Origin of the sequence: Mesorhizobium sp. CA12 (assembly GCF_020165255.1) — a bacterium.
In the GTDB taxonomy this organism is placed as follows: Bacteria; Pseudomonadota; Alphaproteobacteria; order Rhizobiales; family Rhizobiaceae; genus Mesorhizobium.
Genome location: NZ_JAIUHT010000004.1, coordinates 96,454 through 120,702, shown reverse-complemented (window position 1 = coordinate 120,702; position 24,249 = coordinate 96,454). Strand labels below are relative to the sequence as shown.

Below are 24,249 nucleotides of genomic sequence, written 5' to 3'. Positions count from 1 at the left end.
TGAAGACTATGTCAACACACCGCGGTCGCTGATTATGACGCGGCCGCCTGTTGACGAACCGGAAGCTTCCAGCCCGGCCGTGCGAAATGGCAGGTGTAGCCGTTGGGATAGCGCTCGAGATAGTCCTGATGCTCGGGCTCGGCTTCCCAGAAGGGCCCGACCGGAGCGAGCTCGGTGACGACCTTGCCAGGCCACAGGCCGGACGCGTCGACATCGGCTATCATGTCCTCGGCGATCCGTTTCTGTTCATCGCTGGTATAGAAAATCGCCGAGCGATAGCTCGCGCCGATATCGTTGCCCTGGCGGTTCTTCGTCGTCGGATCGTGGATCTGGAAGAAGAATTCGAGCAGCGTGCGGAAGCTGGTCTTGGCCGGATCGAAGATGATCTCGATTGCCTCGGCGTGGGTGCCGTGGTTGCGGTAGGTGGCGTTGGGGACACCGCCGCCGCTGTAGCCCACTCGCGTCGAGATCACGCCGGGCAAGCGCCGGATCAGATCCTGCATGCCCCAGAAGCAGCCGCCGGCAAGGACCGCGCGCTCGGTGGAAGAAGCCATGTCGTACCTCCTTTGGATTCTCCATAGATAGGCGTTGCACCTGGATTCTTCCAGCGGCTCAAGCGGGCCAACCGCTGACACCGGCATCTTGGTCCGGTGTGGACGATCCGCCGGTCGATGTCTCGATGCCCGCGCGGCTTCGGCCCGCCGCGATCAGGAATCCGGCGTTTGTTTGAATCTTCGCACGACCACCTCGAAAACGATGTCCGAGATCCACATTGCCGAGACTCCGATGAGGAAGGCTGCGGCGAGCGTGGTGGTGTCGTCGGCGGCGGGAATTGGCAGGCCGCTTGCCCGGACCCAGGCGACGACAGGCAATGTCAGATAGGCGGCGGCCAAGGCGCCGCAGATGGGCGAGGCAATCATCTCGCGCAGCTTGTAGCGATGGCGCGACAGCGCCCGCAGCACGCCGCCGGCGAGCCCCGCTGCCACGACCTGGCCCTTGATGCCGAGAAGATCGAAGATGTCATGCATCACGGCCTCCAGCCGCAGAGTTTTTCGCCCTTGCGGTTGTGCGCAAGCAGCGCCCTCGCCTCCTGGTCGGACAAGGCATCGACCGCGCTGGCAGAGAGGCGCATCGGCGGCGCGACGGCGCAGAAGCTGCCCCTGGCCGTCGTGCAGCCGGCGAGCGCGGCGACGATGGCGGCGACGATCAATCCCTTGCCCATGATTTCAGCTCCTTTCTGACCGCGTCAGCCGGCAAAGCGCCGACATCGTTGTCGACCTGGTCGGCGGCATCCCGGGCCGCGGCCTCGGCGTCGGCCTGCTTGCTGCGCTCAGCCCTTGCGCCTGCGAGGCGCTGGCGGAAGCCCCAGCCGAGCGCGCCGACAAGGCCGGCGCCGATCGCCAGGATTGACGGATTGGTGAGAAACCACGCCAGCAGCGCGCTCATAGCAGCGCTCCGATGAGAAGCCCGGCGATAAAGCAGGCGGCGCCGATGACGACATACGGGCTGGCGGCTTCGATACAGGCGGTGAGCAGACCTTTCAGATTTTCCATGGTCAATGCTCCCAGCCGAAGCGGCGCGCGAGCAGATGCCACCACTCGGCCGCGGCGGCGATGGCAAGACCGAGGCCGGTCTCCAGCGCCATTTGAATGTCGGGATCGGCGGAGAATGCCGAGGCGTCGTCGGCGCCCAGAAGGCCGCGCGCGACAAGCACGCCCGCGCAATAGCGCAGGGCGACGCGGATGATGACGGCAATCATTGGCAGAGCACTCCGAAAAGATTGCAGGAAAGATGCGCGGTCCAGGCGGTGAGCGAGCCGAGCGCCAGCGTGATCAGCGCGAAGACGCCGGCTGCCTTGGCAGCTGATGCGGATTTGTGTGGCGCAGCGGGCGCCTCGCCGGCGGCAGGCAATCCGGCGCCGGCAGGGGTTGCGGCTAGCGGGACATCATCGGGGGATGCAGGCCCCGGCGAAGCGGATCCCTCAGTCGCCGACGGCGCGGCCGACATCAGCAGCGCCTGCCGGCGCACGGAGGCGACTCGGGCGCTCCAGCCCCGGCCGAAGCTCGGCCAGGTCGACAGTTTTTTCAGGAAGGCGAGCCGCGCGTCGCACAGCGCATCAATGACGACGCCGGCAGGTTTTGCCCTCATCGCCGCCAGCGTGGCCGGGCCAATGCGGCCATCCTGAACAACACCGAGCACACCCTGAAGATACTTCGCAGCCCTGCCCGGCCCGCTGTTCACGGCGAAGTCGAAGAGCGCGTAGTCGATGCCGCCGGGGAGCTGAGCGCCCATTACAGCATCCCAATAGAAACGGCGGTAGACGGTGGCGACTTGGTTATCCGAGATGGCGCGCAGATCGGCCTTCGTGGCGTCTGCTTTGACGTAGCGGCGGAAATTGGCGAGCGTGACACCCTTCATGGTCGCACCGCCGGGATCGGCGGGATTGTCGGACCAGCCGCTTTCAGAGGTGAGAACGAGCGAAAGGGCACGCGCAAAGTTGCGGTCCATGGGGGTTCCTTTCCGCTGGGAGCGAGCCGGATCAAAGTGATTTGTGGTGGGGTGTTATGAGTTCTGGTTGCGTTGGCCGCTGCCAAAGCCTAGATAAAACGGATGCTCACTAATCCATTTTTGCTTACCGCAACCGCAGTGATAGCAGTAATAATAGTGGCCGCTATCGTGTCGTTGCGGCGGTCCAATGCAAAGTCAAAGCTCCAGGCGGGCGACCTGGATCTGTTGCAAAAGTTACCTCAGCAGATACTATCTGGCGGTGCCGTCCGGGACTGGTTGAGGTTGTCCGATGCCGGTTTCGTCGATGCTATTGATGTAGAAGGAGACCTCGGCCCAAGCTATCTTTTTGTGCTGAGCGATAAGGGCCGACAAACCCTGCAAGCGGCATCTAGACCTTGAAACGAGCGCGGGTTATCTGTCGAATGGATTCCATTTCACTATGTGTCAGGGCTTTGCTTGTCCAGAAAGCCGCGCAAGCTATCTGACTACCGTTCGCCAATGGGATCAGGTTGTTGCCGCCGCAGCCAAGCTGAAGTGTGAACGTAGCGTTACCGGTAGCCGGCGACGAATAGGTCGACGTAAAGCTCTCCTGTGTCCCATTGGTATTAACGAGACACCCGTTCACTCCAAGTGCTTCGTTCATAGACAGCCCTAGAAAGTTCCATGAGCCCGCGACGATGACGGTTGTGCTTGATATGGTGAGGGGGCCATTGCCGGCGTTGCGGATATATAGAGTCCCCCTTCCAAGGCTGTCATAGCCATAGCGGACGCCGGTGTTGCCGGTTGTGCTACCGAGGGTGCCGAAAAGAGCGTTAGCCCAAGTGGCGTTGTTGAACCAAAACGCAGCAGACCACAAGGCATTATCTTTGTGCATACTCTGAACCCAAGGTGGGTTTGAAGCAGCCAAGGTGAAGTAGTCGGCACCATCAAGAGTGAAGACTTCACTAAGCGAGCGCCTGCCCGCTGTTCCGCCAAACGTCGGATCGGAGGTCTCCGATGACGACGTTGCACCAAGATTAAAGTTGATGCCGTTTCCCGAGACGTCGGTAAAGACTTGGCCACTTCCTGTATAGCTTTTGATATCCCCGCTATCGACCACGAGGCCAAGGCTGGTAGCGAGGCCGACCTGTCGCAGCGCGTCATAGAAGGTCGGGTTTTGCTGACTTGCGGTGAGAGGAGTTAGACCAAGCAACATCAGATGCCCAGCCCGAGGACCGACTTCAGTTCGCTGATCGAGACGCCGGATCCCGCCAGCATAGCACCCACCTTCTCCTCTGCCGTCGGCGGTTCCGGTGGCGGCGGGGTATCCTCGACCTGGTAGACCTGTTGGATCACTTCACCGGTTTCCACATAGGACGGTGCGCCGACGACCTGTTTTCCTTCCGGCACTACGAACGGCACGGCAATCCTGCCGCCCACCGCCTCGACTTCGTCGATCGTCCAAAGGCCCTGGTCGTAGAAGCCGCGCAGGCTGTCGCCGTTCATCTGGATTTCGACAGGATAAGGATCGCATGGCGTCTCCACTTGCCGGCCATCCCCGTAGATGGCGGTATAGGTACCGACCATCTGAGTCACGATCGAGGAGGCGTGCCACTCCTGCCAAACGTCATTGATCTTGCGAACGAGAAGGGACATCGGGTTCTCCTGTTAGGTTCTCAAAACGCTGGTGATGACAAGGCGGCTCGCCGTGTCGACAAAGCCGGCCAGGAAGACGGTTTCCGTCGTCTGGATGGTGATCGGAAAGCTCTCGACGCCGGCCGCTGGCACAAGATTTGCGCTTAGGCTCACGGTGCGTGCGGACGTCACGGCGGTGATCTTGAGTACGAAGCCGAACTGGGGCACCGCATTTGTCGGATTGCCGATCGTCACGTTCGTCGACGCAGCCAATGAAGCGTTGTTGCCAAGCGACATATCCCACGAGACCGACGCGCCGGACGTAAGTGTCTGGTAGGCTACGGTCGACTTTAATGCGGCCGCCGTGAGAAGCTTGTTTGCCGTGCCGAGCTGGAATTCGCTGTTCGAAGCGATCGCCGCCGAAGCGAGCATGGCATAGGTCACCAGCCCGGCCGGCACCATGCCTGCCGTCAACTGGCCGAAACCCAGCGCCGAGGACACGCGCCGCAGCAGAGTGTCATCCGACCCGGCCGCGATATCCGCGCGCGTGCCGCTCGAATTGGCCGATCGGCCGAGGACCGACACCGCAGCGCTGTCAGCCAGGGTGTTCAGTGCTATGGCGTTCGCCGGCGGGCTGAAGGTGCCGGTGAAAGAGGCATTGGCTTTCGGCGCCAGGCTTGCCACCGCTACGCCGCTGTCCTTCACCAGTTTGCCCGTCGTGCCGTTGAATGTGGCGATGTTGTCGGCCGCGGCCGAGGCCGGTCCTGCCACCAGGCTTCCCACTGCCACCCCACTGTCCTTACCGGCCTTCCCCGTGGTGCCGGCGAAGGTGACGATGTTATCGGTCACCGAGGAGGCCGGGCCCGTGAAGTCACCCACGCCGGTGCCATCCGCGCCCTTGTCGCCAGCGCGGGTGAAGATCAGCCAGATGCCGTCGGTGCTGGTCGGCAAGGTGCCGGCGCCGCTGACATAGGCGAGCGTAAGCTTCCGATAGCGTGTCGCGGCCATGAGATCGTCACGCAGCTTCACCACTTGGCCGTTCTTTCGATGAAAAAGCCTGAATTCCTCAAACCATGCGTGAAGGGTGGAAAACACCTTGAAGCGGCCGGACTGCATGCGGTCGAGCATTTCCATCAGCCCGGCCTCGACCGAAACCGAGCCGTCGGCGAAGCGGGCGTGGCTGGTCAGCATGTTCAGCCCGTGGGCGGCATATTGCATTGCCAGCGCCACGCCGGCGCCTTCCAGCGTTTCGCGCCGGCCGTCGCGCGGCCATGCGAAGGGCAGCCAGTCACCCCAGGCCTTCAGCGCCAGCGCCTGCATGGCCGGCGTCTGCTGGGAGGCGCGATGCGCCTTCGTAACGTAAACGACATCCGCCTCCGTATCCCAGGCAAGCTCGACGGCAGCGGAAGGGTGGTCCCAGCCGAAATCGAGTGCGCCGATGCGCGGCCACCAGCGCGGCAATTTGAACGGCTCGCAGGCGATCAGCTCTTCAGCCACCGGGAAGATGCGCCCGGAACCCAGCACCGGAATGCCCTTCGCGCGGGCTTCGCGCTCGTGCTCGGGATAGGCCGCGATGATCTCAGCGCGCTGTTCGGACGAATAGTGCCCGGCATCGTCGATGGTCATGAAGGTGACGTGTCGGGACATGGCAAACCTTTCCCTTCTCCCCTTGTGGGAGAAGGTGGATCGGCGCGCAGCGCCGAGACGGATGAGGGTGTTCCAGCGGAGAGACGCGCTGGCATTCCCTGGAGCACCCCTCATCCGGCCGCTTCGCGGCCACCTTCTCCCGCAAGGGGAGAAGGAAAGAACTTCACGTCGCGATGTCGTTGACCGGCGCCAGCGGCGCGGGAAGCGCGGCCTCGCCAAGGCCACGGCGCAGCTCGATCTCGATGTCGCGGCAGATTTGCGAGATCGGCACGTCGTTGGCGTTGCCCTCGAACGGATTGGCGCTGCTTTCGCCGACCAGGTCCAGCGACATGTAGACCCAGCCCAGCAGCGCGCTGAACGGGATGGTCAGCCAGATCGAGATCCAGCCGAGCACGCCGCCTAGCTTGGCCATGTCGGCAAAGACCGGAACAACGCCGAAGGGCAGCAAGGTGCAGAAGATGATCATGAACATCGAGCTCACGATCGCGTATTGCCGGGGATAGGGATTGTTCTTGATGCGATCGCAACGCGCCTGCTGGTCCTGCAAGTCGCGTATCAGCTTGATCAGCTCGGAGTAGACCTGCGTCGGAACGGCTGAACTCTTCAACAAGCCGTTGACCTCGGCCAATTGCCTGTCGAGAAGCTCTATCGCCGGCTGTGGCGATTTCAGCACGCTTTCGGCTTCCTCGCCCAGCAACCTACGCAGTTCCTCGGCAAGCGAGGTCTTATCCTCCTGGATGTGATAGCGCCGCCGCCGGAACTCGATGTTGGCCGCTTTCGCCAGCGATTCCCAGGGCATCGGCCGCCGCAGCGAAAAGCGCAGCGCCGTCAGCCAGGCGAGATGACGGTAGATCAGCTGGCGGGCGGTGGCAGCATCCATGAAATCCCGGCAGAAGCCGGACAGCATCCGGCTGCTGGCGGTGATCTGCGAGAAGGCCTGCAGAGCCTCGTTGGCGCGGGTGAAGACCTGCGAATTCTTGAATCCGGCGACGAGCGACACCGTGGTGCCGAGCACCAGCACGACCGACCACGGCACCGAGAAGCCCGCGGTCGCCGGAAGGCGGTAGGCGGCGATCGCCAACCCGCTCACCACGACCATGTAGATGACGCTGCGCCGCGACCAGAGCGCGAAGTCCAGCAACCTGTAAGAACGGCCTACATACATTCCTGGAATCCCTTACGGCATGCAAGTCGCGCGACCGCGCGTTCGCGCACCATAAGCGGTGGAAATCGTTTTGACAGGGCCTACGGCAAGCTCCAGTTCGTCGCCCCCACGCAAGTGAGGGAGAGATGGCGCGGCGAAGCGGCGACGGAGTGGTGGCAGCGCCGGCCTTCGATGCAAGAGCGGAAAGCTATTCGTAGAGCTTATCGCCCTACGAAGCCCCCCTCTCCGGCCGCTGCGCGGCCACCTCTCCCCCGCCTTGCGGGGGCGAGGAACCCAAGTCCTGAACCGCCTCCGCGCTCAAAAACCGCAACACCACGTCGCTCATGCCGAGCAGCGGCGTGAACGTGACGATCGTAATGCCATCCATGGCATTCGTACGGGTGAGGCCCTCGGAATAGATATCCAGCGGCGGTTCCTCGTCAAACCAGACGCCGTGCAGCGTCTCGCCCTGCCATTTCTCGCGGCCTTTTTCGTAGCTCTTGAAGGAAAGCACGCTCTCGCCGGTCTGCACATCGCCGCCACCGCCCCAGCGCACGACGACGCTGTCCAGCGCTCCCGGCGCGCCGCGGCCCATTACCGTGTCGGCGATGGCATCGGCCGGGATCATGCCGGTGCCCCACTCGCTTTGCTGCTGCGGCGGACCGACCAGCACGCGCTGCGGATTGTCGCGCGTGCCCTCGCCGGTGACGCCGGCGGCCCAGAGCCTGACGGGTTGGCCGAACACCTTGCCCTTCCACCAGCCCGGATAGCGACCGGTGAGGTGCATGGCCCATTCCGCGCCCCCTGCCCTGGTTTTGCCGAGCTGGTTTCCGGCCATGAACAGACGCTCGCGGTGCGTCGCGCCTGCCGAATGAAATTCGGCCTGCCGCTTGTATGGCGCGTAGGCTGCAAGAAGGTTACGGCGACGCCTACGGTCCATCTCCTCCAGAAGCGCCAGATAGGTTTGCATCGCTGTCCAGGAGCGGCCGGAGGCTCGCTTCGAGGCCGCGGATACGGCTGCGGATCTCCTCATCGCTCAATTGCCCGAGGCTGGTTTGCTTGGCATCGACACGTTCCGAGAAATCCTTGGCCGAGAAGTCCTTGGGTAGCAGCGTCAGCACGACCTTCAGATACTGCTCGGGTTTTTCGGCGCGCACCGCGGCGATGACGCCGGCGCCATGGACGCGGAAATCGGCGCGAAGCGCGGCGGCGAAATCGTCGACGAGCGTCCTTCGCGAGCGCTTGGGGCGGGGGGACGGAGCGGCAGCGGCTTTGGTAGCTTTCGGCTTTCGCCTCGCCGGCTTCGCGCCGACGGGCTCGCGGCGTCTGTTTTCGTCAGCCATGGGTGACAGAATCCGATGGCGCTGCTTTCGCCGCCTTCGCCTTGCGGACCTTGCGGGCCGGCTTCCTGCGCGGCCTTGCCATGGCCGGCCTAGCGGGCCGGGCATCGGCGGACGGCGCGGCCATTGCCTTCAGCCCCGCCGTGGCTGTGCGGACCGCAGCCGGGCCGAGGACTTGGCGCGGGAAACCGAAACCGGCGACGGCTTCATCAAGGCAACCGCGAACCATACCGATGCGCACGCCCGGCGCGACCTGCTCGAAACGGCCCGAGCGGTGCGGAAGGCTTGTGCCTTCGAATTCGCCGATAGCGCTGACGATCTCGGCGCCGTCATCGGCGGTGACGATGGTGGCATAGCGTGGCATCTGGGCCTCCAGCAGAATGTTGAAAGCGCCGCAGGACAGGGAAGGCGCCGCCAGCGCTTCGAAAGAATGGATGGCGCGAAAAACAAAAAACCCGCCGGCGGCGGGTCGTTGGCGCAAATCAGCACCATGGACAAAATAGTAGCATAGCTGCCTTCATGAGGCAATAGCTTCTAGGTACATTTTCCTAAATTTCTCAAAATACCGGCAGCAAAGCGCCCTGTGCGCCACACCTATCAATTGAAACGCCGGGCCAGATCGCGACGGCGGCGATAGCCCAGAACGCGGGTACCGCCGGAAATGACGGCACGGGCCGTTACCGTCGAGCCGAAGACGCCGGCCGCGCCGTCGCCTGACCAGGCCGCTCCGCCCGATACCGGCACGACCGGCAGCATCACAGGCGGCGACATGAATTCGAACGCCGACAAGAACTGCGCGAATCATCCGCAGGGCGCAATGGGCGATGCCAACAACAGCACCGCCACCACGGTGCAGCCGAACGTGAACGACAACAACTGCGGCAAGTAACTGCGGCAAGCAAGGGCATCGGGCTTGGACCAAGGGCCGTGGAGTTCGCTTCGCGGCCCTCGTCTTTTGGTCTGGCGGCGCGCCTGCGGAAAACCGCGGGGGAACAATGGCACGGCTCGGCCGTTCGTTCCCAGGAGGCAAAAAGGAGAGACCGATGGCAGACAATGACACCAGCACCACCAATTCAGCCAACGGCAACGCGAAAACCGCCGCCGCGCGCGCCACGCGCAACCGTCCCGCGTCCCGCAGCAGCGCACGAGCCTCGCGGGCATCGGAAGACGCGATGAAGAAGCAGATCGCCGAATTGAAGCGTGAGGTGAACCGGCTGAACCGCACGCTTTCCGAACAGGCCGGGGAAGCCGCAGAGACCGCGCATGGCTGGTATCGGGGCGCGGCCGACCGGGCTTCGAACCTCTACAGCGGCGCCTCTGACCGCGCGTCGCGCGCGGCGAGCCAGTTGCGCAGCCAGGCGCAGAGCGTTTCGGAGACCGTGCAGCAGAACCCCGGCACCTTCTCGACCGCGATGTTGATCGGCGGGCTGGTCGGCTTGCTGGCCGGCATGGCGATCAGCCGAAGCTCCGCCCCCGAGCCGGACTGGCTGCATCGTTGGCACAGGTAGACATTTCCGGCCCGGCTAGAGAGCCGAGCTGGAAAACAATAGTGAGCGAGGGTTGCTTTGCGGCAACCGCGCGGAAAGGCCGGGCCGTCGCGCCCGGCCTTTTTCTTTCCCCGCCGGCTTTTTAGTTTTCGAGGTTGTGCTGGGGCCCGCTCTGTTTCGGCGGCCGTCCCGGGCTGGTCATTAGCCGGTGCTTATGGGATCATTCCCTAAGGGGAATCGCGGAGAGCAGGCATGGACAAACCTGCCATGGCATCCGTCTTTCGGATGCGGCATGTGCCAGCAAGCATTTCGGGCGTTCGCAGCCTGGGCCGGGGCCAGGCCGATCCGATCTTCCATTCGAGACCGCTCGGCGAAGCGATCCGCTTCATCGCCCAGGCCGAGGGCCAATATGACCTCAGCGCCGTCGCTGTCTTCTACGGTGACCGCCAGACGCCGCCGCTCGGCAACCGCGAGATCAGGCGGCTTTGGAGCGAATATGGAGAGCGGTGGATGGAGGCCTAAGCGAGGCTCGCGCATCTCCGGATCGTAACCCCGGCTCGCGCGTTTCACCCCGGTCAATGGGAGCAAAAGCCATGAATGTCGCCAATCTGCAGCTCGAGGGCCTCCTGATGGCCGTCGCTTCGGTCAACCAGGTGCTGGTGCGCAAGGGCGTGCTGACGGTCGAGGAGATCGACATCGCACTGCGCAAGGCGGAGGCCAGCGAAACCAGCGAGGAGCGCTCGGAAGGCATGTCGGCCTCGAGCCGCGACGCCGTCAACTTCCCGATCCGGCTGCTCGAACTCGCCAACCAATGCCAGCCGGAGGCCGACATGCCGTCCTTCTCGAAGCTGGCGCGCATGGTCGGCCAGATGAAAGAGCCGTATAACGATCAGATGTGAGCATGTGGGAAGGCGCCTTGTCTTGAAATGTTGACGCCGCCTCTCATCCGGCCTTCGGCCACCTTCTCCCCGTAGAAACGGGGAGAAGGAAAGTTCACGCCCTGCCCGGCCAACCCTGCTTGACGGCCAGCACGCTGCCCGGGCCGTGGACGGCAGCGTAGAGCAGCCCGGCGGCGAACGGGAAATGCGACATGAAGGCGCCAAACTCGGCCTGGTTTCCGGCCCAGTGCGACGGGCCGTGAAAGGCGAAGCCGAGGAAGGTGACGTAGACGGCGCCGATCAACGACAAGGGCGTCAGATAAGCGCCGGTGAGGAAGGCGATCACCAGCAACGCTTCGAGGATCGCCGCGCACCAGGCCAGGAACAGCGGGAACGGGAAGCCGGCGGCCGCGATGTAGCCTGCGGTGGCGCCGATATCCATCAGCTTGAAGGCGACGGCCATCGCGAACATGGCGGCGAAGATCAGGCGGGCGATGAGAATGGCGGCGGTCTGCCAGGTCGACTGCATTTCCACGATGTCCTCCGGATTGTTGAAGCGGTTGATGCCCCAAGGACGGGCGGAGAGAGATGGTTCCGACAGGCGCCGGAAAAATTGTTTGGCGGGGCGCCACAACTTTCTCCTTCTCCCTTGTGGGAGAAGGTGGATCGGAGCTTCAGCGCCGAGACGGATGAGGGGTGTTCCAGCGGAGTGAAACGCTGGCTTTCCCTGGAACACCCCTCATCCGGCCGCTTCGCGGCCACCTTCTCCCACAAGGGGAGAAGGAGAAAGTTGCGGCGGATGGCTGATCGAATCCCGAACGGTGCCGTATTCGGCGCCCCAGCGGTCCGTCATGGCGCAGCGAATGTCCCAGAGCTCGGGGAAGAAGCGGTGGCGGGCGCCGCCTTCGAGGATCTCCACCGGCCTGCCTTTCAGCGATTTCGCGCCGAGCCCGATCGAGCGGTGGATCAGATAGAGGTGATTGGCGCGGAATTTCTGGAACAGCTCGTCGAACTCGACCAGCGCCTCGGCGACGACGTAGGAATCGCCGTGGTCGTAATGCTCGTCATAGATATCCTCCACGGTCAGTCCGCGGCCGTCGAGATAGGCATGCCTGAAGGCCCGCCAAAGGTCCGGCGGCAGGCGCAGCAAAAGCTTGTAGCCCGGCGATTCCTGGCCGCTGCCATTGCCGAGCTGCAGGCGGATCTGCTGATACTCCTTGGGCGACATGGTCTCCAGGAGGTCGAGCTGCGCCGTCATCATGCGCATCAGCCGGTGTACGCGGCCCATCAGCGTGACGATGCGATGCGTGTCCTGTTTCTCCAGATAGTCGAGGACGTCAACCAGCGTGTAGGCGATGAGCTTCATCCACAGTTCCTCGACCTGGTGCACGATCTGGAACTGCAGCTCGTCGGCGTTGACCATGTCGGAGAGCGGTTTTTGGCAGGCGAGCAGCTGATCGCATTTCAGATAGACGCCGTAGTCGCGCATCTCGGGGGCCTCGATGCGGGCGTGGTAATCGTTCTTGTCCATGGCTTCTCCTCCTCGCGGCAGGTTTTTCGACCGGGCGACAAGGATAGCGCTCTCGGCTTGAACATTGTTCCTTTCTGTTATCCAAATGACGTTGAATGAAGGACGATCGTCGACATATCCTGTCATATTGGAGAACGAATGACGCTGGATGCTCTCGACCGCAGAATAGTCGCCGCGCTTGAGCGCGACGCACGCATCTCTTTCGGCGAACTCGCCGAGGAGGTCGGCTTGAGCAAGACGCCTTGCTGGAAACGGGTGAAGGCGCTGGAAGAGGCCGGCGTTATCCGCGGATATTCGACCCGCATCGACCCGGCCAGGATCGGCTTCGGCATCGAGGCCTTCATTCAGGTGTCGATCGACTTCGAGCTGTCGGATGCCTTCGAGGCGGCAGTGAAGAAGCACCCGCTGATCCGCCGCTGCTACGCCACCACGGGCGAAGCCGACTATCTGCTCCAGATCGTCACCGTCGACATGATGGCGCTCGACCGGATGCTGCGCGAGGAACTCAGCCGCCTGCCCGGCGTGCGCCGCACGGTAACTTCGATGGCGATGCGCGAGATCAAGGGCGACATCTCGTTCGCCGAGGCGGCGGCGCGTGCGCTGAGGGGATAAGGCGAGCGCCAAATTGAGACGTCGGCTCGACGGTATCCCTGTCGGCAATCGAGCCGTGGACGCGGGCCGCGCAGGCCCGCGCCGCATGGTGTCTTTATGGCGACGCAAGGCGCGATCTACTGGTTGGAGGACGCGTGACGAGAATATGGGAGCCTGATCACGGCCGGCTCCCGCTCCACCTTTTCCTTCTCAGCGTCGGCCTTGCGTTTCGGGCATTCCTCGAAATCATGGTCGCGGCCGCCGCAGTATGAGCAGCACTTGGCCGGGGTGTCGGGGTTAAGCATCGAGACCATTCCCAAGAATGCACCAAAACGCTTCCCGTTGCAGCAATCGCGTGAAGACGCTGCAATGGCCGCTCAGCCCGATGCCCAGACGCCGCAGTAGCAGGAGCTCGCCGCTTGCGCGGCGGGCTCCCGCTCAATCACCGCTCACGCATGAGCGTGGGGATGACGGAAGTCCCAGACAGCCCAGGCCGATGCCGCGACCACCAGCACGCCGAGAACGACATGCGTGGCCATGACATACGTGTCAGCCGCGAAGTGTAGCAACCAGGGCGACACGATCAGCCAGAGCCCGAGGACGACGTTTACCCATTCTTCCCATTCGGCGAACACCGAGAGCGTCGCGAGCGCCAGCGCGCCGAGAAGAACGCCGACAATCCAGGCGTTCCACGCGGGCACCGTCGCTGCGGTGAATCCGATGACCCATGGTGAGATGAACAGGCAAATCGCCAGGATCAGGGTGATCCAGTCCTGACTCTTTCTTGCTTCCATCAGTTTGCTTGGCATGACAACCTCCATAGACGAAGCTTGACCAAAGCAACTGTATCCGCGTGGACATTGCACGCTTAGCGATTGATGTAATTACGTTTCTATCAGGCTGCAAGTGGCGGGCGGGCAGGCCCGAAACGCGCGTCGCCGGCGTGGGACGGCAGAAATCCCGCCGCCTGCCGCTCAGACGCTGAAGTCGGTGTCGCCCTCTGCCCCGAGCTGCGGAACGACGATTGCCTCGAGCGGCGCGTCGAGCGTCCATTTCACGCTGCCGGGCGAGCGTTCGAGGCTTGAGGAACCGCTCAGCGACTGCGGCGCCACCCGCTGCAGCACCACGGTGCCAAAACCCTTGCGCTCACTCGTCTTCTGCTCAGCTCCAGCGGCCGTCGCGCCGGATGTCTCGTGCCACAGAAGATGAAAGCGCCGCTGCGCTTGGGGGCCGGGCTCGACCTGCCAGGTGATTTCGATACGGCCGCCTTCGCCCGCCAGCGCGCCATATTTGGATGAGTTGGTGCCCAACTCGTGGAAGGCCATGCCGAGATTCTGCACGGCGTTGGACTGCAGCGTCAGGAGCGGTCCGGAAAGCGAGATGCGCTCCTCATGGCCGAAAGGCTTCAGATGCTCCTGGATCAGGTCGAACAGGCTGGCGCCGGCCCATTCGGAGGTGACCAGGAGATCGTGCGAGCGCGACAGCGCCATGATGCGCGAACGGATCAGTTCCTCGAACTCGCCCGGATCGGTGGAGCGCTTGCTGGTTTCCCTGATCATCGACAGGATCACGGCGAACTGGTTCTTCACGCGGTGATTGACCTCGCGCATCAAGAGCCGGATGCGGCGCTCGCTTTCCTTGGCAGCGCTGATATCGCGGGCGATCGTCGAGGCGCCGATGATCTCGCCCGCATTGTTCTTGATCGGCGAAATCGTCAGTGAAACGGTGATCAGCGAGCCGTCCTTGCGCCTGCGCACCGTCTCAAAGCTCGGAATGCGCTCCCCCTTGCGGATGCGGCCGATGATCTCGGTTTCCTCGTCTTGCATATGCTCTGGGATCAGCATCAGGATCGACCGGCCGATGGCCTCTTCGGCGGTATGGCCGAACATGCGTTCGGCCGCGTGGTTCCAGTCGGTGATCACGCTGTCCAGAGTCTTGCCGACGATGGCGTCGTAGGAAGAATCGACGATCGCGGCCAAGCGCGCATCGGCGTTCGGATCGTGTCGGAACGTCCCCCCGGGATTGGTCATGGACGGTAATTAGGGCCGGCCGAGGTCAAGGCAATCTGCCGCGAGCGAGCGTGCATCTGCTCAGGGTTTCGAGTCGCTGGAGCCATCTGCGACCTTCCGATCCAGCGATATCACGCCGAAATCCTGCGACTTCGCGCCCAGGTCAGCGGTCAGAAACCCATCGGACGCCAGCCCACGGCGCAAAAGCTCGCGCACGGCGGCCGAGCGGCTTGGCATGCGTTTTTCGAAACGCCAGTTTTCCAGCGCCGCCAATTCCTCGTCGGTCAGCATGATCTGCAACCTTTGCGGCCGTTCAAGCTCAACCACTTCCGCCTCCATCCGAGCCGAATACCGGGAGTTAGTATGTGCCTAACTGTGAGTAGAAATAGGAAGCGGCTATAAGGCGTCAAGAGGGGATGATTTGCCGACTGGCAATGAAGCAAACGATGCTAAGGATGCGGTGAAACCGCGTTTGATATACTTTGCTAACCGGCTGATTTATTTATTGTTTTTAAGATTTGTGTATTGCCAACCGCACTGCTCCAGCGCATGGTTGCAACAGAGGGATAGACCCCCGCGAAAGGAGGGTTTTCCAATGATGCGAGGATTTTCCAACCGGCTGCGCGACGACTCTCACTGCAAGGTCCAGCAGGCCCTGCGGATCGACGGGATCGTCAACATTATCCGGGTTGCGGAAGAAATCAGGCTCAAGAACCTCGCCGAGAACATCGCCCGCGAGGACATAGAAAGCCTGGTGATGCAAATCGCCCAACTTTACGGGGCGGCGATCGAGTTCGACGACCAGGCCTTGACGGCGCTCGATCTGCCGGAAGCCACGGGCGGCGACAACCGCAACGACCTCGAAAGGGCCCTGTGGGAGCACGCGCTGCCCGACGCGCGGCTCGATTTGCTGCAGCTAGACGAATAGCGGGGCGACGCCGGCAGCAGCCGGGTGCCCCCAACGCCGCTCAGTCCCTGGCGGCCAACTCGCCCAGAATGTCGAGCCCCGTCTCATACCGGTCCGGCGCAACGCCCGCCTGATGAGCTTGCCACAGATTGTCGCGCAGGTCGGCTATCTTAACCGGCAGGGCAAGCTCGTTCGAGGCGGCGCGGAAAATGAAACCCTCCTCGCTCTCGTCCATGCGCCTGGTCAGCGCATCGACCGCCGCCACCACCGGCAGGCCGAAGCCGGCGCCGTGCAGCCGCTCGAGACTCCAACCCTCGCCTTTTTCGACCACGTCATGCAGATAGGCAACCGTCTTTTCGTCCAGCGTTTCGACCGCATCGGCAACCCGTCTCAGATGTTCGATGTAGGGTCTGCCGGTCTTGTCTTTCTGACCCCGATGGGCCTGCTCGGCGATTTTGGCGGCTTGGTGAAGCATGGTCCTTCCGATCTCGTCACGATAAAGCCCGTCCCGGCGAGGGACGGCCGAGGCGGGCTTGCTCGGGTCGGAACCCGGTCCGGATGACGGGCCTTCGGGGAAACTGCGCGCCATCCCTGCCGCAAGAACCTCGGCACCGGCCTAATGTTCCAACGCTGCCGGATTTTTGAGGATGCGCCATCCCCAATCCGCGCCACCCGTTCCAGGCGGGATGCCAGCAGGAGGCGCGTCGCTGAAATGAATTCAGACGACACGCTTTAAGTCTTTGTTTTGATGCCCGTCGTCCCAGAACCGCTGCGCATTCTGGGCGACATGCATTAAAAAGAAGCCCGGACCAGGAGCCGGGCAAGAGAGGTCTTGGGAACATGCTGACCGGGGGTCACGTTCAGCGTTTGCTAATTTGGCGGTTCATTATGACGGCCAGATGAAGGCACATTCGTCCGTGTCGTTGTGCTCAGTGCTTGCCTCGACGCAGAAAGAGCTTTCGACAGGAACTTCGCGGTCGTGTTGCCGTTAGCCCTCCGTGTCCAACAGGAGGTCCGGCCATGGACTGGAACCGCGTCGAAGGCAATTGGAAGCAGGTTAAAGGCAAGGTGAAGGAACAGTGGGGCAAGCTGACCGACGACGATCTCGATCGTATCGCCGGAAAGCGCGACCAGCTCGAAGGCGTAATCCAGGAACGCTACGGCCTGGAGAAGGATCGCGTGCGCCGCGACATCGACGACTGGTACAGGATGCAGGGCTGGTGACAGCCGGCTCCCCAAAACGAAGGGCGTTGCCTCGCGGCAGCGCCTTTGAGTAAGCCGGTCACCCGCGCGACGGCGGCGTGTCCGTTTCGACCTGCAGGTCGGGCGGCATGAATGGCTCTGATGGGCTACCATGGCCGAGTTCCGCCCGCGCCGAAGGCGCGCTGGATTATCCGGATCGGCTTGCCTTCGCGAGGCGCCTGGCGCGCCGCCTTGCGCCAGTTCCAGAAAGGCGCCGCATCGGGGATCAGCCACGGATCTCATGGTCCGCCGCCAGCGGGACGCCCCCGGATATCAAAATTGCAGAAACGCATGAAACATGCCGCCGCCTCGAAAGTTCCTACCGGAAGGAGTTGGCTCATGATCAACCGAGGCGACGGCGCCGAACCCGGCGATGGCAAAGCGGCTCAACCAGCACAGGGCGATGTGGAATTGCTTGCTCGCCGCCTGGCAAAGGATACCGACATCTCGGAGGACGAAGCTCGCGAACTGATCAAGCTTATCGGCCCTGACTGGACTTCACTGGTGAGAGAGGCGAGGTTCCTCAAGGGACGGCACTGATCAAAGGCTTGTCGGGATTTTTCCCGCAGCCGGGGCGACCATCTCAGGAAAGGGTGAACCCAGCCCGGCCGCCACGGCGCCGCTCACGCCGCGCCCCTATTTGGCGGCGGCCTTCTTCTTCACCTTCTTTGCCGGCTCCTCCACCGGCTCCTGCGCAAGCCTGGCCTTGCGAAGACGCGCCGTTTTGGCAACCCTGGCCGCCGCCTCGCTGTCGATGATGGCGCGCGCGGTTTTTGTAGTGGCCTCGTTCTTGGCGTCGCCTTTCGGCTTGAACACATTCGTATCAGCCATGTGCTACCTCGCTATGCAAACGAAAAAGGCCGGGCGAACCCGACCTTCCCTCAAAGCCCCAGCGCCAGTGCCGGTACATCCGTGGTAAAAGGCGCCGACGCATGGCTTAGGCTGCCTGGAGGTTCTCCGCGGCGCTCTTGCCGCTGCGAGCGTCCTTGACGACGTCAAAGCTTACCTTCTGGCCTTCGACGAGAGAACGCATCCCTGCGCGCTCCACGGCGGAGATGTGAACGAACACGTCCGGCTGGCCGCCGCCCTGTTCGATGAAGCCAAAGCCCTTGGTGGCGTTGAAAAACTTCACGGTTCCAGTAGTCATACGATTTCCTTTCAAATCGACGCAAATTACCGCCGCTTGGCCGAATGCCAAACGTCACGGTTTTCGAAATTGAGAGGGAAGATCGTCGGGCGCAAAGGCCCTGAAACAACGTTCGTTCAACAAGATCGATGTCACACATATAGCGTTTAAACTGACTCCCGGCAAGACAACCCCCGATATATTTATGCAGGACCCTTTTCGGCACCCGACCGGATCCGCCCTCTGATGCGAAAGTGATGATGACGCGGAACCGACGTCATCGCCGCCAGTTACTCACCATCTTCGTTAGCTCTTGCTTATCTACGGAAAACACCTGTCCGAGCCTGTCGTGCAAGTCGCTCCGATTACCCCTGGCCTCGGCTGCCATTGCGCTAGCGCTCGCCCGGGCATGGAAGAACCAACGATGGCCGAAGTCGGTTCGCACATCGAGAGAGAACGAAGCAACACGTCGGCGAAGGGACCTCTGCAACGGTTCCTGCGTATGATCGGCCCCGGTTTTATCACCGGCGCATCCGACGACGATCCCTCCGGTATCGGAACTTACAGCCAAGCCGGCGCGCAGCTCGGTTTCGATATCGGCTGGACCATGCTGTTCACCTTCCCGCTGATGGCGGCGATCCAGGAGATCGCCGCCCGCATCGGCCGCACCACCGGCAGGGGGATTTCCGGCAACCTCAGCAGACACTATCCCTCGCCGCTGCTCTACGTCGTGGTGGTGCTGCTTTCCGTCGCCAACGTCATCAATATTGGTGCCGACCTCAGCGCCATGGCGGACGCGTTGGAGCTGCTCATCGGCGGGCCGAGCCCGCTCTATGTCATCGCATTCGCGATGGCCTGTATCTGCGCGATCGTCTTCATCGACTACAGCCGATACGCGAAAGTGCTCAAATGGACAACTTTGAGCCTCTTCGCCTACGTCATTGCCATGTTCGCCGCGAATGTAGCCTGGGCCGATGCGGCCAAAGGCCTGCTTGTTCCGCACATTGAATGGAGTGGCGCTTTCTTCACCACGCTGCTCGCGATCCTCGGCACGACGATCTCGCCTTATCTGTTCTTCTGGCAGGCCTCGCAGGAAGTCGAGGAGGAGGAACTCAAGCCAAGCGCCAAGCCGCTGCGATGGGCGCCGTGGCAAGCTTCCAGGGCATTCCGGCGGATACGCGCCGATACGCTGGTCGGAATGGCGTTTTCGAATTTGATAGGCGTCGCGATCATCTTCACCACGGCCGCCACGCTTCACAAGGCGGGGGTGACCGACATTGCTTCGTCCACCGACGCAGCCAAGGCTCTGGAGCCAGCCGCCGGAAAGTTCGCCTTCATCATTTTCTCGATGGGAATTATCGGCACCGGGCTTTTGGCTGTGCCGGTGCTGGCGGGGTCAGCGGCTTTTGCCGTCGGCGAAGCCCTGCACTGGACGGTGGGCCTGCAGCGCAAGCCGAAGGAAGCGTTGGCGTTTTACGTCACACTCGCCGCCGCGACCGCTCTTGGCACCGGGATCATGTTTACCCCGATCGACCCGATCAAGGCGCTTTACTGGAGCGCCGTCATCAACGGCATATGCGCCGTTCCCGTGCTGATCGTCATGATGCGAATGGCCGGCCGCAAGGACATCATGGGTGAATTCCCGGTTCAGGGTTGGCTGCGCGCGATGGGATGGCTAACGACAATCACAATGGCAGCCTCGTCGGTGGGCCTCATCGCGCAGTGGTTTGCGTGAATCCTGAGCAGGGGAAAGCGGCCTTTCAGATGCGACAGTCAGGCGATTCATGCGTCGGTCCGGCCAATTGCCTGGCCGCGGCGGTGCTTCGTCGCCGTCAATAACAATTGATGCTTTTAGCTGTGTCGCCGCATGTATTCTTTCTGGAACAACTTTGGTCGGGCCGTGTTGGTGGTAATCCAACCGCACCAGGAGATTCAGAATGGCGACGACGAAAGCGGCCTCGAACAAGGGCCTCAACGAACTTTTCCATGACACGCTGAAGGATATCTATTTCGCCGAGAAGAAAATCCTGACGACGCTGCCCAAGATGGCGAAGGCGGCGCAGGACGACGCGCTGAAAATGGCCTTCGAGAAGCATCGCGACCAGACGGAGGAACATGTCGCCCGTCTCGAGGAAGTGTTCGAGGTGATCGATAAGAAACCGGCGGGCAAGACTTGTGCCGCCATCATAGGCATCACCGAGGAAGGTGCCGAGATCATGGACGAGTACAAGGGCTCGCCCTCGCTCGACGCCGGCCTGCTGGCTGCCGCCCAAGCCGTCGAGCATTACGAGATCTCTCGCTACGGCACGCTCAGGACCTGGGCGCAGGAACTCGGCCTGACGGAGGCCGTCACCTTGCTCGACAAGACGCTGAACGAAGAAAAGGAAACAGACGCAGCGCTCACCCAGCTTGCCGAATCCGCGGTCAACGTCGCGGCTGAAGCCGCATAGCGGACGATCCGCTGACGGCCGCCGAGCCCCGGCAGCTTGCCAGGGGTCTCTGCCACATTGCAGGTCTAATCGAACGACGGCGGCCGCTGCCCGCGCCACCAACGATCTTAGCTGTTTGTTGGACTGATAATTCGTCGTGGAGGGCAGAATTGGCGCGCCGGTTCTTGCAGCGACCCCGGGCCTCTTGACGGTCAAGATCTACAAACCCATATCGCCGCTGAGCTTGGGCCGCTGTCGGCACCAAGCCGTTGCCTGAACTCAATTGTTCGTTCGATTGGAGGACGTTATGAACGATCGCATGTTCGACAGCCCTGTTTTCGTGAAGAGCGAAGACAGCCTCATCCAGGAAATCGCGTGCCTGGAAGATGCCCTGGAATTTCTCTACGCGTGGCCCAAGAACAGGCGCGGAACCATCTTTGAAACGGCACTTCGTGCCTGCCAGCGGGCATTCGACAGCGGCTATCCGCTGACTGCCGCCAGAGATGCCTTTAGCGGTTTCGCAAGGTCGGTCAAAATTCTCGAGGACGTGAGTATGCCCTTGCCATGGATGACCGGCAAAGGCGGCCGCGGCGGCGGACTGACTGTTTGAAAGTTTCGCGGTTATGGGAGTTCGCGATGCTTTCCAAACCTTTCGAGAAACCCCTTCGCGTTTGGGTCGGACTGGGCTTTCCCCGGCAACTGAACACCGTCGTCGATGCCTATCAGTTCGCGACCGACTGGTGCGGCAATAGCCCGGAGCAGAAAGCGGCTATCCGTGCCTGCAAGGCGGCTTTGGTCGGCGAAGTCGACGCGGAAACCGCGCGAGGCGTTTTCGCCGCATTCGCGCGCAAGAAGGATATCCTTGTCGAGGACGGACCAATCCCCCCCGCGATAGAAAAAGCTCGGCCGTCAGATTATCGATGAGGATCGGCGCGCGCCCCGCGACCGCTGTCGGGGCGCCTCACAGCGTGCCGCATGTCATCCGGTCCGCCCCTTGGCACTGGATCGTTGGCCTCGAATGAACGCCCACCAGTCGCGGGAATGATGGGCGTTCAAACAGTTGACGATGAAGGGACTCAAATATCCGTCAAACCGTCCCACAACCACCAACGGCGGGCCAAGGTTTCACTGCTTGGACCAAAGCGGCGCTGCGTGCGACTTCAGTCCAAGTGAGTTGTATGTCGCGGCCGGGCCAGCCTGCCTTCCCTGGTTTCCAGCAAGTGCCTCATGCCGCCACCGTCGTGGAGGAACATCGGCTAAATGGAACCTCGATCCTGATTGTCTGTTCATTGGAAGGCGGGCCAACATGACCAGATCGTCGCTTCATCTTCTCAAGGGTACAGGGTATCTGATTTCCACAGTGAGCGTGGCGCTGCTGGCGATCGCCAGCTGGGACAATGCCTCGAAAAGTCCGTTGCTGATTGCTTGTCTGCTCGGCGGAGCCGCTAGCTCGGTTATCGGGATGTTCTGCCGCTGGCTGTCCTACGAAATCGAGAAACGGCAGGAAGAACGGCGGTAAGGCACGAGCCCGGCGATGAGGTCGTGTCAGCCTGAGCGGCGCAAGACCCCCGTGACAAGCAGAGTGATCAGGCTGCCGAGGACAATCCATAGGACGATCCCGCCGCCGGATGCCCGAGGCGCCGCCGCGCCGACACTTGTACCAGCGTCGGCCGGCATCGTCGTCCCCGGTTTGGCTACTTCTTCGGCATGGTGCGGCGCAGCCCGGTCGGTTGCATTCGCAACGACCGGCGCGAGGTCGCGCCGGCTGCCGCGCCGTACCGAATAGGCGCGGGTAATCTCGGCACCGAAAAGAAAAATCTGTGCCGAATAATAAACCCAGACCAGCACCACCATCAGCGCGCCCGCCGCTCCGTAAGACGTCGCTATGGCGCTGGTGCCGATGTACCAGCCGATCAGCGACTTGCCGATGGTGAAGAGCAGCGCCGTGACCGCAGCGCCGATGCCGACATCGCGCCATTTGAGCGTGCGGTCCGGCAGGACTTTGTAGATCGCGGCGAAGAGCAGCGCGATCAATGCGAAGGAGACGACCGTGTTGATGCCGCTGACGATCAGCGTTCCAAACGGCAGGCTGCGGTTAATGACTTCGCCAAGCGCGGCGATTGCAGTGCTGGCCGCAAGCGACACCAGCAGCAGGAAGCCGAGCGCCGCCACAAGTCCGAGGCTCACCGCCCTCGCCCGCACCAGGCGCGAAAACGACACGCTGGTGGGCTTGACCTTCCAAATCTCGTTCAACGTCTGCTGCATCTCGCCGAAGACGCCGGACGCGGTGATCAAAAGCGTGACCAGCCCGATCAAGGCGGCCAAAGTACCGGACCCGCGCTGCGAGGCGGTCTCGACCGTTGCCTTGAGAAGATCAGCGCTCTGCGGTCCCATGACGCCCGATATCTGTGCCGAGAGCGCCAATTGCGCAGCATCATTGCCGATGACGAAGCCAGCAATCGCGACCACGATCAGCAGGATCGGCGCCAGCGAGGTGGTGGCGTAGAACGCCATCGCCGCGCCGTGGCTCAGCGCATTGTCGGCAATATAGCCGGAGACGCTTTCCTTGAGGATTGTCCAGCCTTCGTTGGCCCAGCGCGGCATCTTCTTCCTCTATTTTGGGCGTGGATCCTTGAGGTCGGCTCCGATGGTGGGGAATTCCCCTGCCCGGCGCCTCGCCACCGCTTCGGCCAGGGCTAGCGCGGCGTTGGTTACTTCAACCTGAACGTCCTTGTCAGCGTCGAGCTCGTCATGGCTGGTTGCATAGGGCTTCCAGTAGCCAATATAGCGGTCGAGTTCGGCAATCTCGCCGACGGGATCGAGCTTCATCGAACGCAGCCAGTCGGCAAGCGCATGCCGCACGTTCGCAGCGCCTTCCGTATCGCCATGAACGACAACCGAAAACAACCGGCCTTCGAGATGGCGGGGATAGCTCCAGCCAGCGAGTTCGGCTTGCTTGGCAAGCGCTGCATCCTTGCCCTGCGTCAAAGACGGATCGGGATTGCCACCGTCAGCGCAGACCAGCCGGTCCATCATCAACTTCACCGGCGAGGAGGTCTGATACCAGTTGACGGGCGTGATGATCATCACGCCATGCGCCTCGACCCAAAGGGGATAAATGTCGCTCATCCAGTCGTGCACCTGGCCGAGCGAATGGTTCGGATAGCACGAGCACGGCCAGTGGCAGAGCGCCGCCGCTGTCGAGAAGCAGGCCTTGCAAGGGTAGATCCTGCGGCCATATTCGGAAGCGAGCCGCGACAGATCGAGCACTTCAACGGAAAAGCCCGGCCTGCCGGCAATGGCGCGGCGCGCCAGTTCGACGAGACGAAAGCTTTTCGACATTTCGCCCGGGCAAGTATGCTCGCTGCGTGAGGAGCCGTTGATGATCAGGATGCGCGAGGGTGCAGTTCTGTCCTCGTGGCGCCGTTGCGCGGCCTTGACCGCATCGTGAGCGGCGATCCATTCGACGGAGAGATCGTAGCTTGGGTCGTGAAAACCCTCTCCCGCTTTGCGGGTCACCGGACTTTTGCGTTCCTCGCTATAGGCCTGCCAAGCGATTTCGGCCAGCCTGCCTATGGCTTCGGCCTCCGGCTCGAAGGCCGGATCGTAGAACAGCTTCCTGTAGCGTTGCTTGAACTCGCTCTCGCCGAGACGCGGGCTGGGCATGCCCTTGCGCGGTTCGACGCCGCCACCGTTTAATTCCGTATCCACTGCCATGTACTGCCCCAAGCTCGGAGCGGGCCGGGTGGGACAAGAGCTCGACTGCCTTTTCGTTGGCCAGGGCGGGAAGCCGGAG

At 62.4% G+C, this 24,249-nt stretch carries 36 protein-coding genes; 13 read left to right on the top strand and 23 right to left on the bottom strand.

Going from position 1 to position 24,249, the window contains the following annotated elements; translation table 11 throughout:
• Positions 1 to 32: 32 nt before the first annotated feature.
• The 13 genes from msrA to LB520_RS09390 all read right to left on the bottom strand — a co-directional run bounded on the left by msrA (position 33) and on the right by LB520_RS09390 (position 8,617).
• Complete coding sequence (msrA, locus tag LB520_RS09450; protein ID WP_224637309.1) at positions 33 to 554, bottom strand: peptide-methionine (S)-S-oxide reductase MsrA; 522 nt, start codon at positions 552 to 554, stop codon at positions 33 to 35.
• Between the two features lie 153 nt (positions 555 to 707).
• Positions 708 to 1,028: a hypothetical protein gene (locus LB520_RS09445; protein WP_140545448.1), complete on the bottom strand. Its 321-nt coding sequence runs from the start codon at positions 1,026 to 1,028 to the stop codon at positions 708 to 710.
• Complete coding sequence (locus LB520_RS09440) at positions 1,028 to 1,222, bottom strand: hypothetical protein (protein WP_224601467.1); 195 nt, start codon at positions 1,220 to 1,222, stop codon at positions 1,028 to 1,030. The genes LB520_RS09445 and LB520_RS09440 overlap by 1 nt, the downstream gene beginning before the upstream one ends.
• Positions 1,207 to 1,446 (bottom strand): ABC transporter permease, encoded by a 240-nt coding sequence (locus tag LB520_RS09435; protein WP_224637308.1) that lies wholly within the window; start codon positions 1,444 to 1,446, stop codon positions 1,207 to 1,209. Before LB520_RS09435 ends, LB520_RS09440 begins: the two co-directional genes overlap by 16 nt.
• A 109-nt stretch (positions 1,447 to 1,555) precedes the next feature.
• Entirely contained in the window at positions 1,556 to 1,759 is a 204-nt protein-coding gene (locus LB520_RS09430; protein ID WP_140697169.1) for a hypothetical protein, read from the bottom strand.
• Entirely contained in the window at positions 1,756 to 2,508 is a 753-nt protein-coding gene (locus LB520_RS09425) for a glycoside hydrolase family 108 protein (protein ID WP_224637307.1), read from the bottom strand. The genes LB520_RS09430 and LB520_RS09425 overlap by 4 nt, the downstream gene beginning before the upstream one ends.
• 388 nt (positions 2,509 to 2,896) lie before the next feature.
• On the bottom strand, positions 2,897 to 3,703 hold the full coding sequence (locus tag LB520_RS09420) for a hypothetical protein (protein ID WP_224637306.1): 807 nt from the start codon (positions 3,701 to 3,703) through the stop codon (positions 2,897 to 2,899).
• Positions 3,703 to 4,143: a hypothetical protein gene (locus LB520_RS09415; protein WP_224637305.1), complete on the bottom strand. Its 441-nt coding sequence runs from the start codon at positions 4,141 to 4,143 to the stop codon at positions 3,703 to 3,705. The genes LB520_RS09420 and LB520_RS09415 overlap by 1 nt, the downstream gene beginning before the upstream one ends.
• A gap of 12 nt (positions 4,144 to 4,155) precedes the next feature.
• Positions 4,156 to 5,769 carry a terminase large subunit domain-containing protein gene (locus tag LB520_RS29270; RefSeq protein ID WP_411969868.1) on the bottom strand — a complete coding sequence of 538 codons (1,614 nt, stop codon included), beginning with the start codon at positions 5,767 to 5,769 and terminating at the stop codon, positions 4,156 to 4,158.
• Between the two features lie 163 nt (positions 5,770 to 5,932).
• A complete protein-coding gene (locus tag LB520_RS09405) occupies positions 5,933 to 6,934 on the bottom strand; it encodes a bestrophin family protein (protein ID WP_224530922.1) in 1,002 nt (333 codons plus the stop codon).
• A 208-nt stretch (positions 6,935 to 7,142) separates the two neighbouring features.
• Positions 7,143 to 7,883 carry a terminase large subunit domain-containing protein gene (locus tag LB520_RS09400; RefSeq protein ID WP_224637304.1) on the bottom strand — a complete coding sequence of 247 codons (741 nt, stop codon included), beginning with the start codon at positions 7,881 to 7,883 and terminating at the stop codon, positions 7,143 to 7,145.
• Positions 7,843 to 8,256, bottom strand: coding sequence for a hypothetical protein (locus LB520_RS09395; RefSeq protein WP_140840715.1), 414 nt, complete (start codon positions 8,254 to 8,256; stop codon positions 7,843 to 7,845). Before LB520_RS09395 ends, LB520_RS09400 begins: the two co-directional genes overlap by 41 nt.
• Entirely contained in the window at positions 8,249 to 8,617 is a 369-nt protein-coding gene (locus LB520_RS09390; RefSeq protein ID WP_224637303.1) for a hypothetical protein, read from the bottom strand. The genes LB520_RS09395 and LB520_RS09390 overlap by 8 nt, the downstream gene beginning before the upstream one ends.
• Positions 8,618 to 8,914: 297 nt before the next feature.
• Here LB520_RS09390 and LB520_RS09385 point away from each other — a divergent pair, with 297 nt between their 5' ends.
• From LB520_RS09385 to LB520_RS09370, 4 genes are all read left to right on the top strand, one after another.
• Complete coding sequence (locus LB520_RS09385) at positions 8,915 to 9,142, top strand: hypothetical protein (RefSeq protein ID WP_224637302.1); 228 nt, start codon at positions 8,915 to 8,917, stop codon at positions 9,140 to 9,142.
• 154 nt (positions 9,143 to 9,296) lie between these two features.
• Complete coding sequence (locus LB520_RS09380; RefSeq protein WP_224627271.1) at positions 9,297 to 9,761, top strand: hypothetical protein; 465 nt, start codon at positions 9,297 to 9,299, stop codon at positions 9,759 to 9,761.
• A gap of 231 nt (positions 9,762 to 9,992) precedes the next feature.
• Positions 9,993 to 10,262, top strand: coding sequence for a hypothetical protein (locus LB520_RS09375; RefSeq protein WP_095768410.1), 270 nt, complete (start codon positions 9,993 to 9,995; stop codon positions 10,260 to 10,262).
• Between the two features lie 71 nt (positions 10,263 to 10,333).
• Positions 10,334 to 10,639: a hypothetical protein gene (locus LB520_RS09370; RefSeq protein WP_095768409.1), complete on the top strand. Its 306-nt coding sequence runs from the start codon at positions 10,334 to 10,336 to the stop codon at positions 10,637 to 10,639.
• A gap of 94 nt (positions 10,640 to 10,733) precedes the next feature.
• Here LB520_RS09370 and LB520_RS09365 read toward each other — a convergent pair whose 3' ends face one another.
• The gene (locus LB520_RS09365; protein ID WP_224637434.1) at positions 10,734 to 11,147 is read right to left on the bottom strand and encodes a DoxX family protein; all 414 of its coding nucleotides are present in this window, start codon (positions 11,145 to 11,147) and stop codon (positions 10,734 to 10,736) included.
• Positions 11,148 to 11,357: 210 nt separating this feature from the next.
• Positions 11,358 to 12,149 carry a tryptophan 2,3-dioxygenase family protein gene (locus LB520_RS09360; protein ID WP_224637301.1) on the bottom strand — a complete coding sequence of 264 codons (792 nt, stop codon included), beginning with the start codon at positions 12,147 to 12,149 and terminating at the stop codon, positions 11,358 to 11,360.
• 138 nt (positions 12,150 to 12,287) lie between these two features.
• Between LB520_RS09360 and LB520_RS09355 the strand changes: the two genes are divergently transcribed.
• On the top strand, positions 12,288 to 12,761 hold the full coding sequence (locus LB520_RS09355) for an Lrp/AsnC family transcriptional regulator (protein ID WP_224637300.1): 474 nt from the start codon (positions 12,288 to 12,290) through the stop codon (positions 12,759 to 12,761).
• A gap of 428 nt (positions 12,762 to 13,189) precedes the next feature.
• Here the strand turns inward: LB520_RS09355 and LB520_RS09350 are convergent, their stop codons facing one another.
• The 3 genes from LB520_RS09350 to LB520_RS09340 all read right to left on the bottom strand — a co-directional run bounded on the left by LB520_RS09350 (position 13,190) and on the right by LB520_RS09340 (position 15,076).
• On the bottom strand, positions 13,190 to 13,549 hold the full coding sequence (locus tag LB520_RS09350) for an SPW repeat protein (RefSeq protein WP_095768502.1): 360 nt from the start codon (positions 13,547 to 13,549) through the stop codon (positions 13,190 to 13,192).
• 165 nt (positions 13,550 to 13,714) lie between these two features.
• Positions 13,715 to 14,770 (bottom strand): PAS domain S-box protein, encoded by a 1,056-nt coding sequence (locus tag LB520_RS09345; protein WP_224637299.1) that lies wholly within the window; start codon positions 14,768 to 14,770, stop codon positions 13,715 to 13,717.
• A gap of 60 nt (positions 14,771 to 14,830) precedes the next feature.
• Positions 14,831 to 15,076, bottom strand: coding sequence for a hypothetical protein (locus tag LB520_RS09340; protein ID WP_095768404.1), 246 nt, complete (start codon positions 15,074 to 15,076; stop codon positions 14,831 to 14,833).
• Between the two features lie 268 nt (positions 15,077 to 15,344).
• On the opposite strand from LB520_RS09340, the gene LB520_RS09335 reads away from it, so the two are divergent.
• On the top strand, positions 15,345 to 15,677 hold the full coding sequence (locus tag LB520_RS09335) for a hypothetical protein (protein WP_224637298.1): 333 nt from the start codon (positions 15,345 to 15,347) through the stop codon (positions 15,675 to 15,677).
• A 40-nt stretch (positions 15,678 to 15,717) separates the two neighbouring features.
• Here the strand turns inward: LB520_RS09335 and LB520_RS09330 are convergent, their stop codons facing one another.
• A complete protein-coding gene (locus tag LB520_RS09330; RefSeq protein ID WP_140840707.1) occupies positions 15,718 to 16,131 on the bottom strand; it encodes an HD domain-containing protein in 414 nt (137 codons plus the stop codon).
• A gap of 545 nt (positions 16,132 to 16,676) precedes the next feature.
• Between LB520_RS09330 and LB520_RS09325 the strand changes: the two genes are divergently transcribed.
• Together LB520_RS09325 and LB520_RS09320 are read left to right on the top strand one after the other, a co-directional pair.
• The gene (locus LB520_RS09325) at positions 16,677 to 16,880 is read left to right on the top strand and encodes a CsbD family protein (RefSeq protein WP_095768401.1); all 204 of its coding nucleotides are present in this window, start codon (positions 16,677 to 16,679) and stop codon (positions 16,878 to 16,880) included.
• Between the two features lie 357 nt (positions 16,881 to 17,237).
• Positions 17,238 to 17,438, top strand: coding sequence for a hypothetical protein (locus LB520_RS09320; protein WP_095768501.1), 201 nt, complete (start codon positions 17,238 to 17,240; stop codon positions 17,436 to 17,438).
• Between the two features lie 96 nt (positions 17,439 to 17,534).
• On the opposite strand, the gene LB520_RS09315 is transcribed toward LB520_RS09320, so the two are convergent.
• Together LB520_RS09315 and LB520_RS09310 are read right to left on the bottom strand one after the other, a co-directional pair.
• Entirely contained in the window at positions 17,535 to 17,729 is a 195-nt protein-coding gene (locus tag LB520_RS09315; protein ID WP_224544639.1) for a hypothetical protein, read from the bottom strand.
• A gap of 106 nt (positions 17,730 to 17,835) precedes the next feature.
• Positions 17,836 to 18,045 carry a cold-shock protein gene (locus tag LB520_RS09310; protein WP_095768399.1) on the bottom strand — a complete coding sequence of 70 codons (210 nt, stop codon included), beginning with the start codon at positions 18,043 to 18,045 and terminating at the stop codon, positions 17,836 to 17,838.
• Positions 18,046 to 18,448: 403 nt separating this feature from the next.
• Here LB520_RS09310 and LB520_RS09305 point away from each other — a divergent pair, with 403 nt between their 5' ends.
• From LB520_RS09305 to LB520_RS09285, 5 genes are all read left to right on the top strand, one after another.
• Positions 18,449 to 19,759: an Nramp family divalent metal transporter gene (locus LB520_RS09305; protein WP_224637297.1), complete on the top strand. Its 1,311-nt coding sequence runs from the start codon at positions 18,449 to 18,451 to the stop codon at positions 19,757 to 19,759.
• Between the two features lie 202 nt (positions 19,760 to 19,961).
• Positions 19,962 to 20,474, top strand: coding sequence for a ferritin-like domain-containing protein (locus LB520_RS09300; RefSeq protein ID WP_224530884.1), 513 nt, complete (start codon positions 19,962 to 19,964; stop codon positions 20,472 to 20,474).
• 286 nt (positions 20,475 to 20,760) lie between these two features.
• Complete coding sequence (locus LB520_RS09295) at positions 20,761 to 21,063, top strand: DUF982 domain-containing protein (RefSeq protein ID WP_224637296.1); 303 nt, start codon at positions 20,761 to 20,763, stop codon at positions 21,061 to 21,063.
• A gap of 26 nt (positions 21,064 to 21,089) precedes the next feature.
• Positions 21,090 to 21,377 carry a DUF982 domain-containing protein gene (locus tag LB520_RS09290; RefSeq protein ID WP_140841064.1) on the top strand — a complete coding sequence of 96 codons (288 nt, stop codon included), beginning with the start codon at positions 21,090 to 21,092 and terminating at the stop codon, positions 21,375 to 21,377.
• 382 nt (positions 21,378 to 21,759) lie between these two features.
• The gene (locus LB520_RS09285; RefSeq protein WP_224637295.1) at positions 21,760 to 21,972 is read left to right on the top strand and encodes a hypothetical protein; all 213 of its coding nucleotides are present in this window, start codon (positions 21,760 to 21,762) and stop codon (positions 21,970 to 21,972) included.
• 26 nt (positions 21,973 to 21,998) lie between these two features.
• Here LB520_RS09285 and LB520_RS09280 read toward each other — a convergent pair whose 3' ends face one another.
• On the bottom strand, positions 21,999 to 23,057 hold the full coding sequence (locus tag LB520_RS09280) for a YihY/virulence factor BrkB family protein (protein ID WP_224637294.1): 1,059 nt from the start codon (positions 23,055 to 23,057) through the stop codon (positions 21,999 to 22,001).
• Positions 23,058 to 23,066: 9 nt separating this feature from the next.
• Entirely contained in the window at positions 23,067 to 24,170 is a 1,104-nt protein-coding gene (locus tag LB520_RS09275; protein WP_224637293.1) for a flavodoxin family protein, read from the bottom strand.
• Positions 24,171 to 24,249 lie beyond the last annotated feature (79 nt).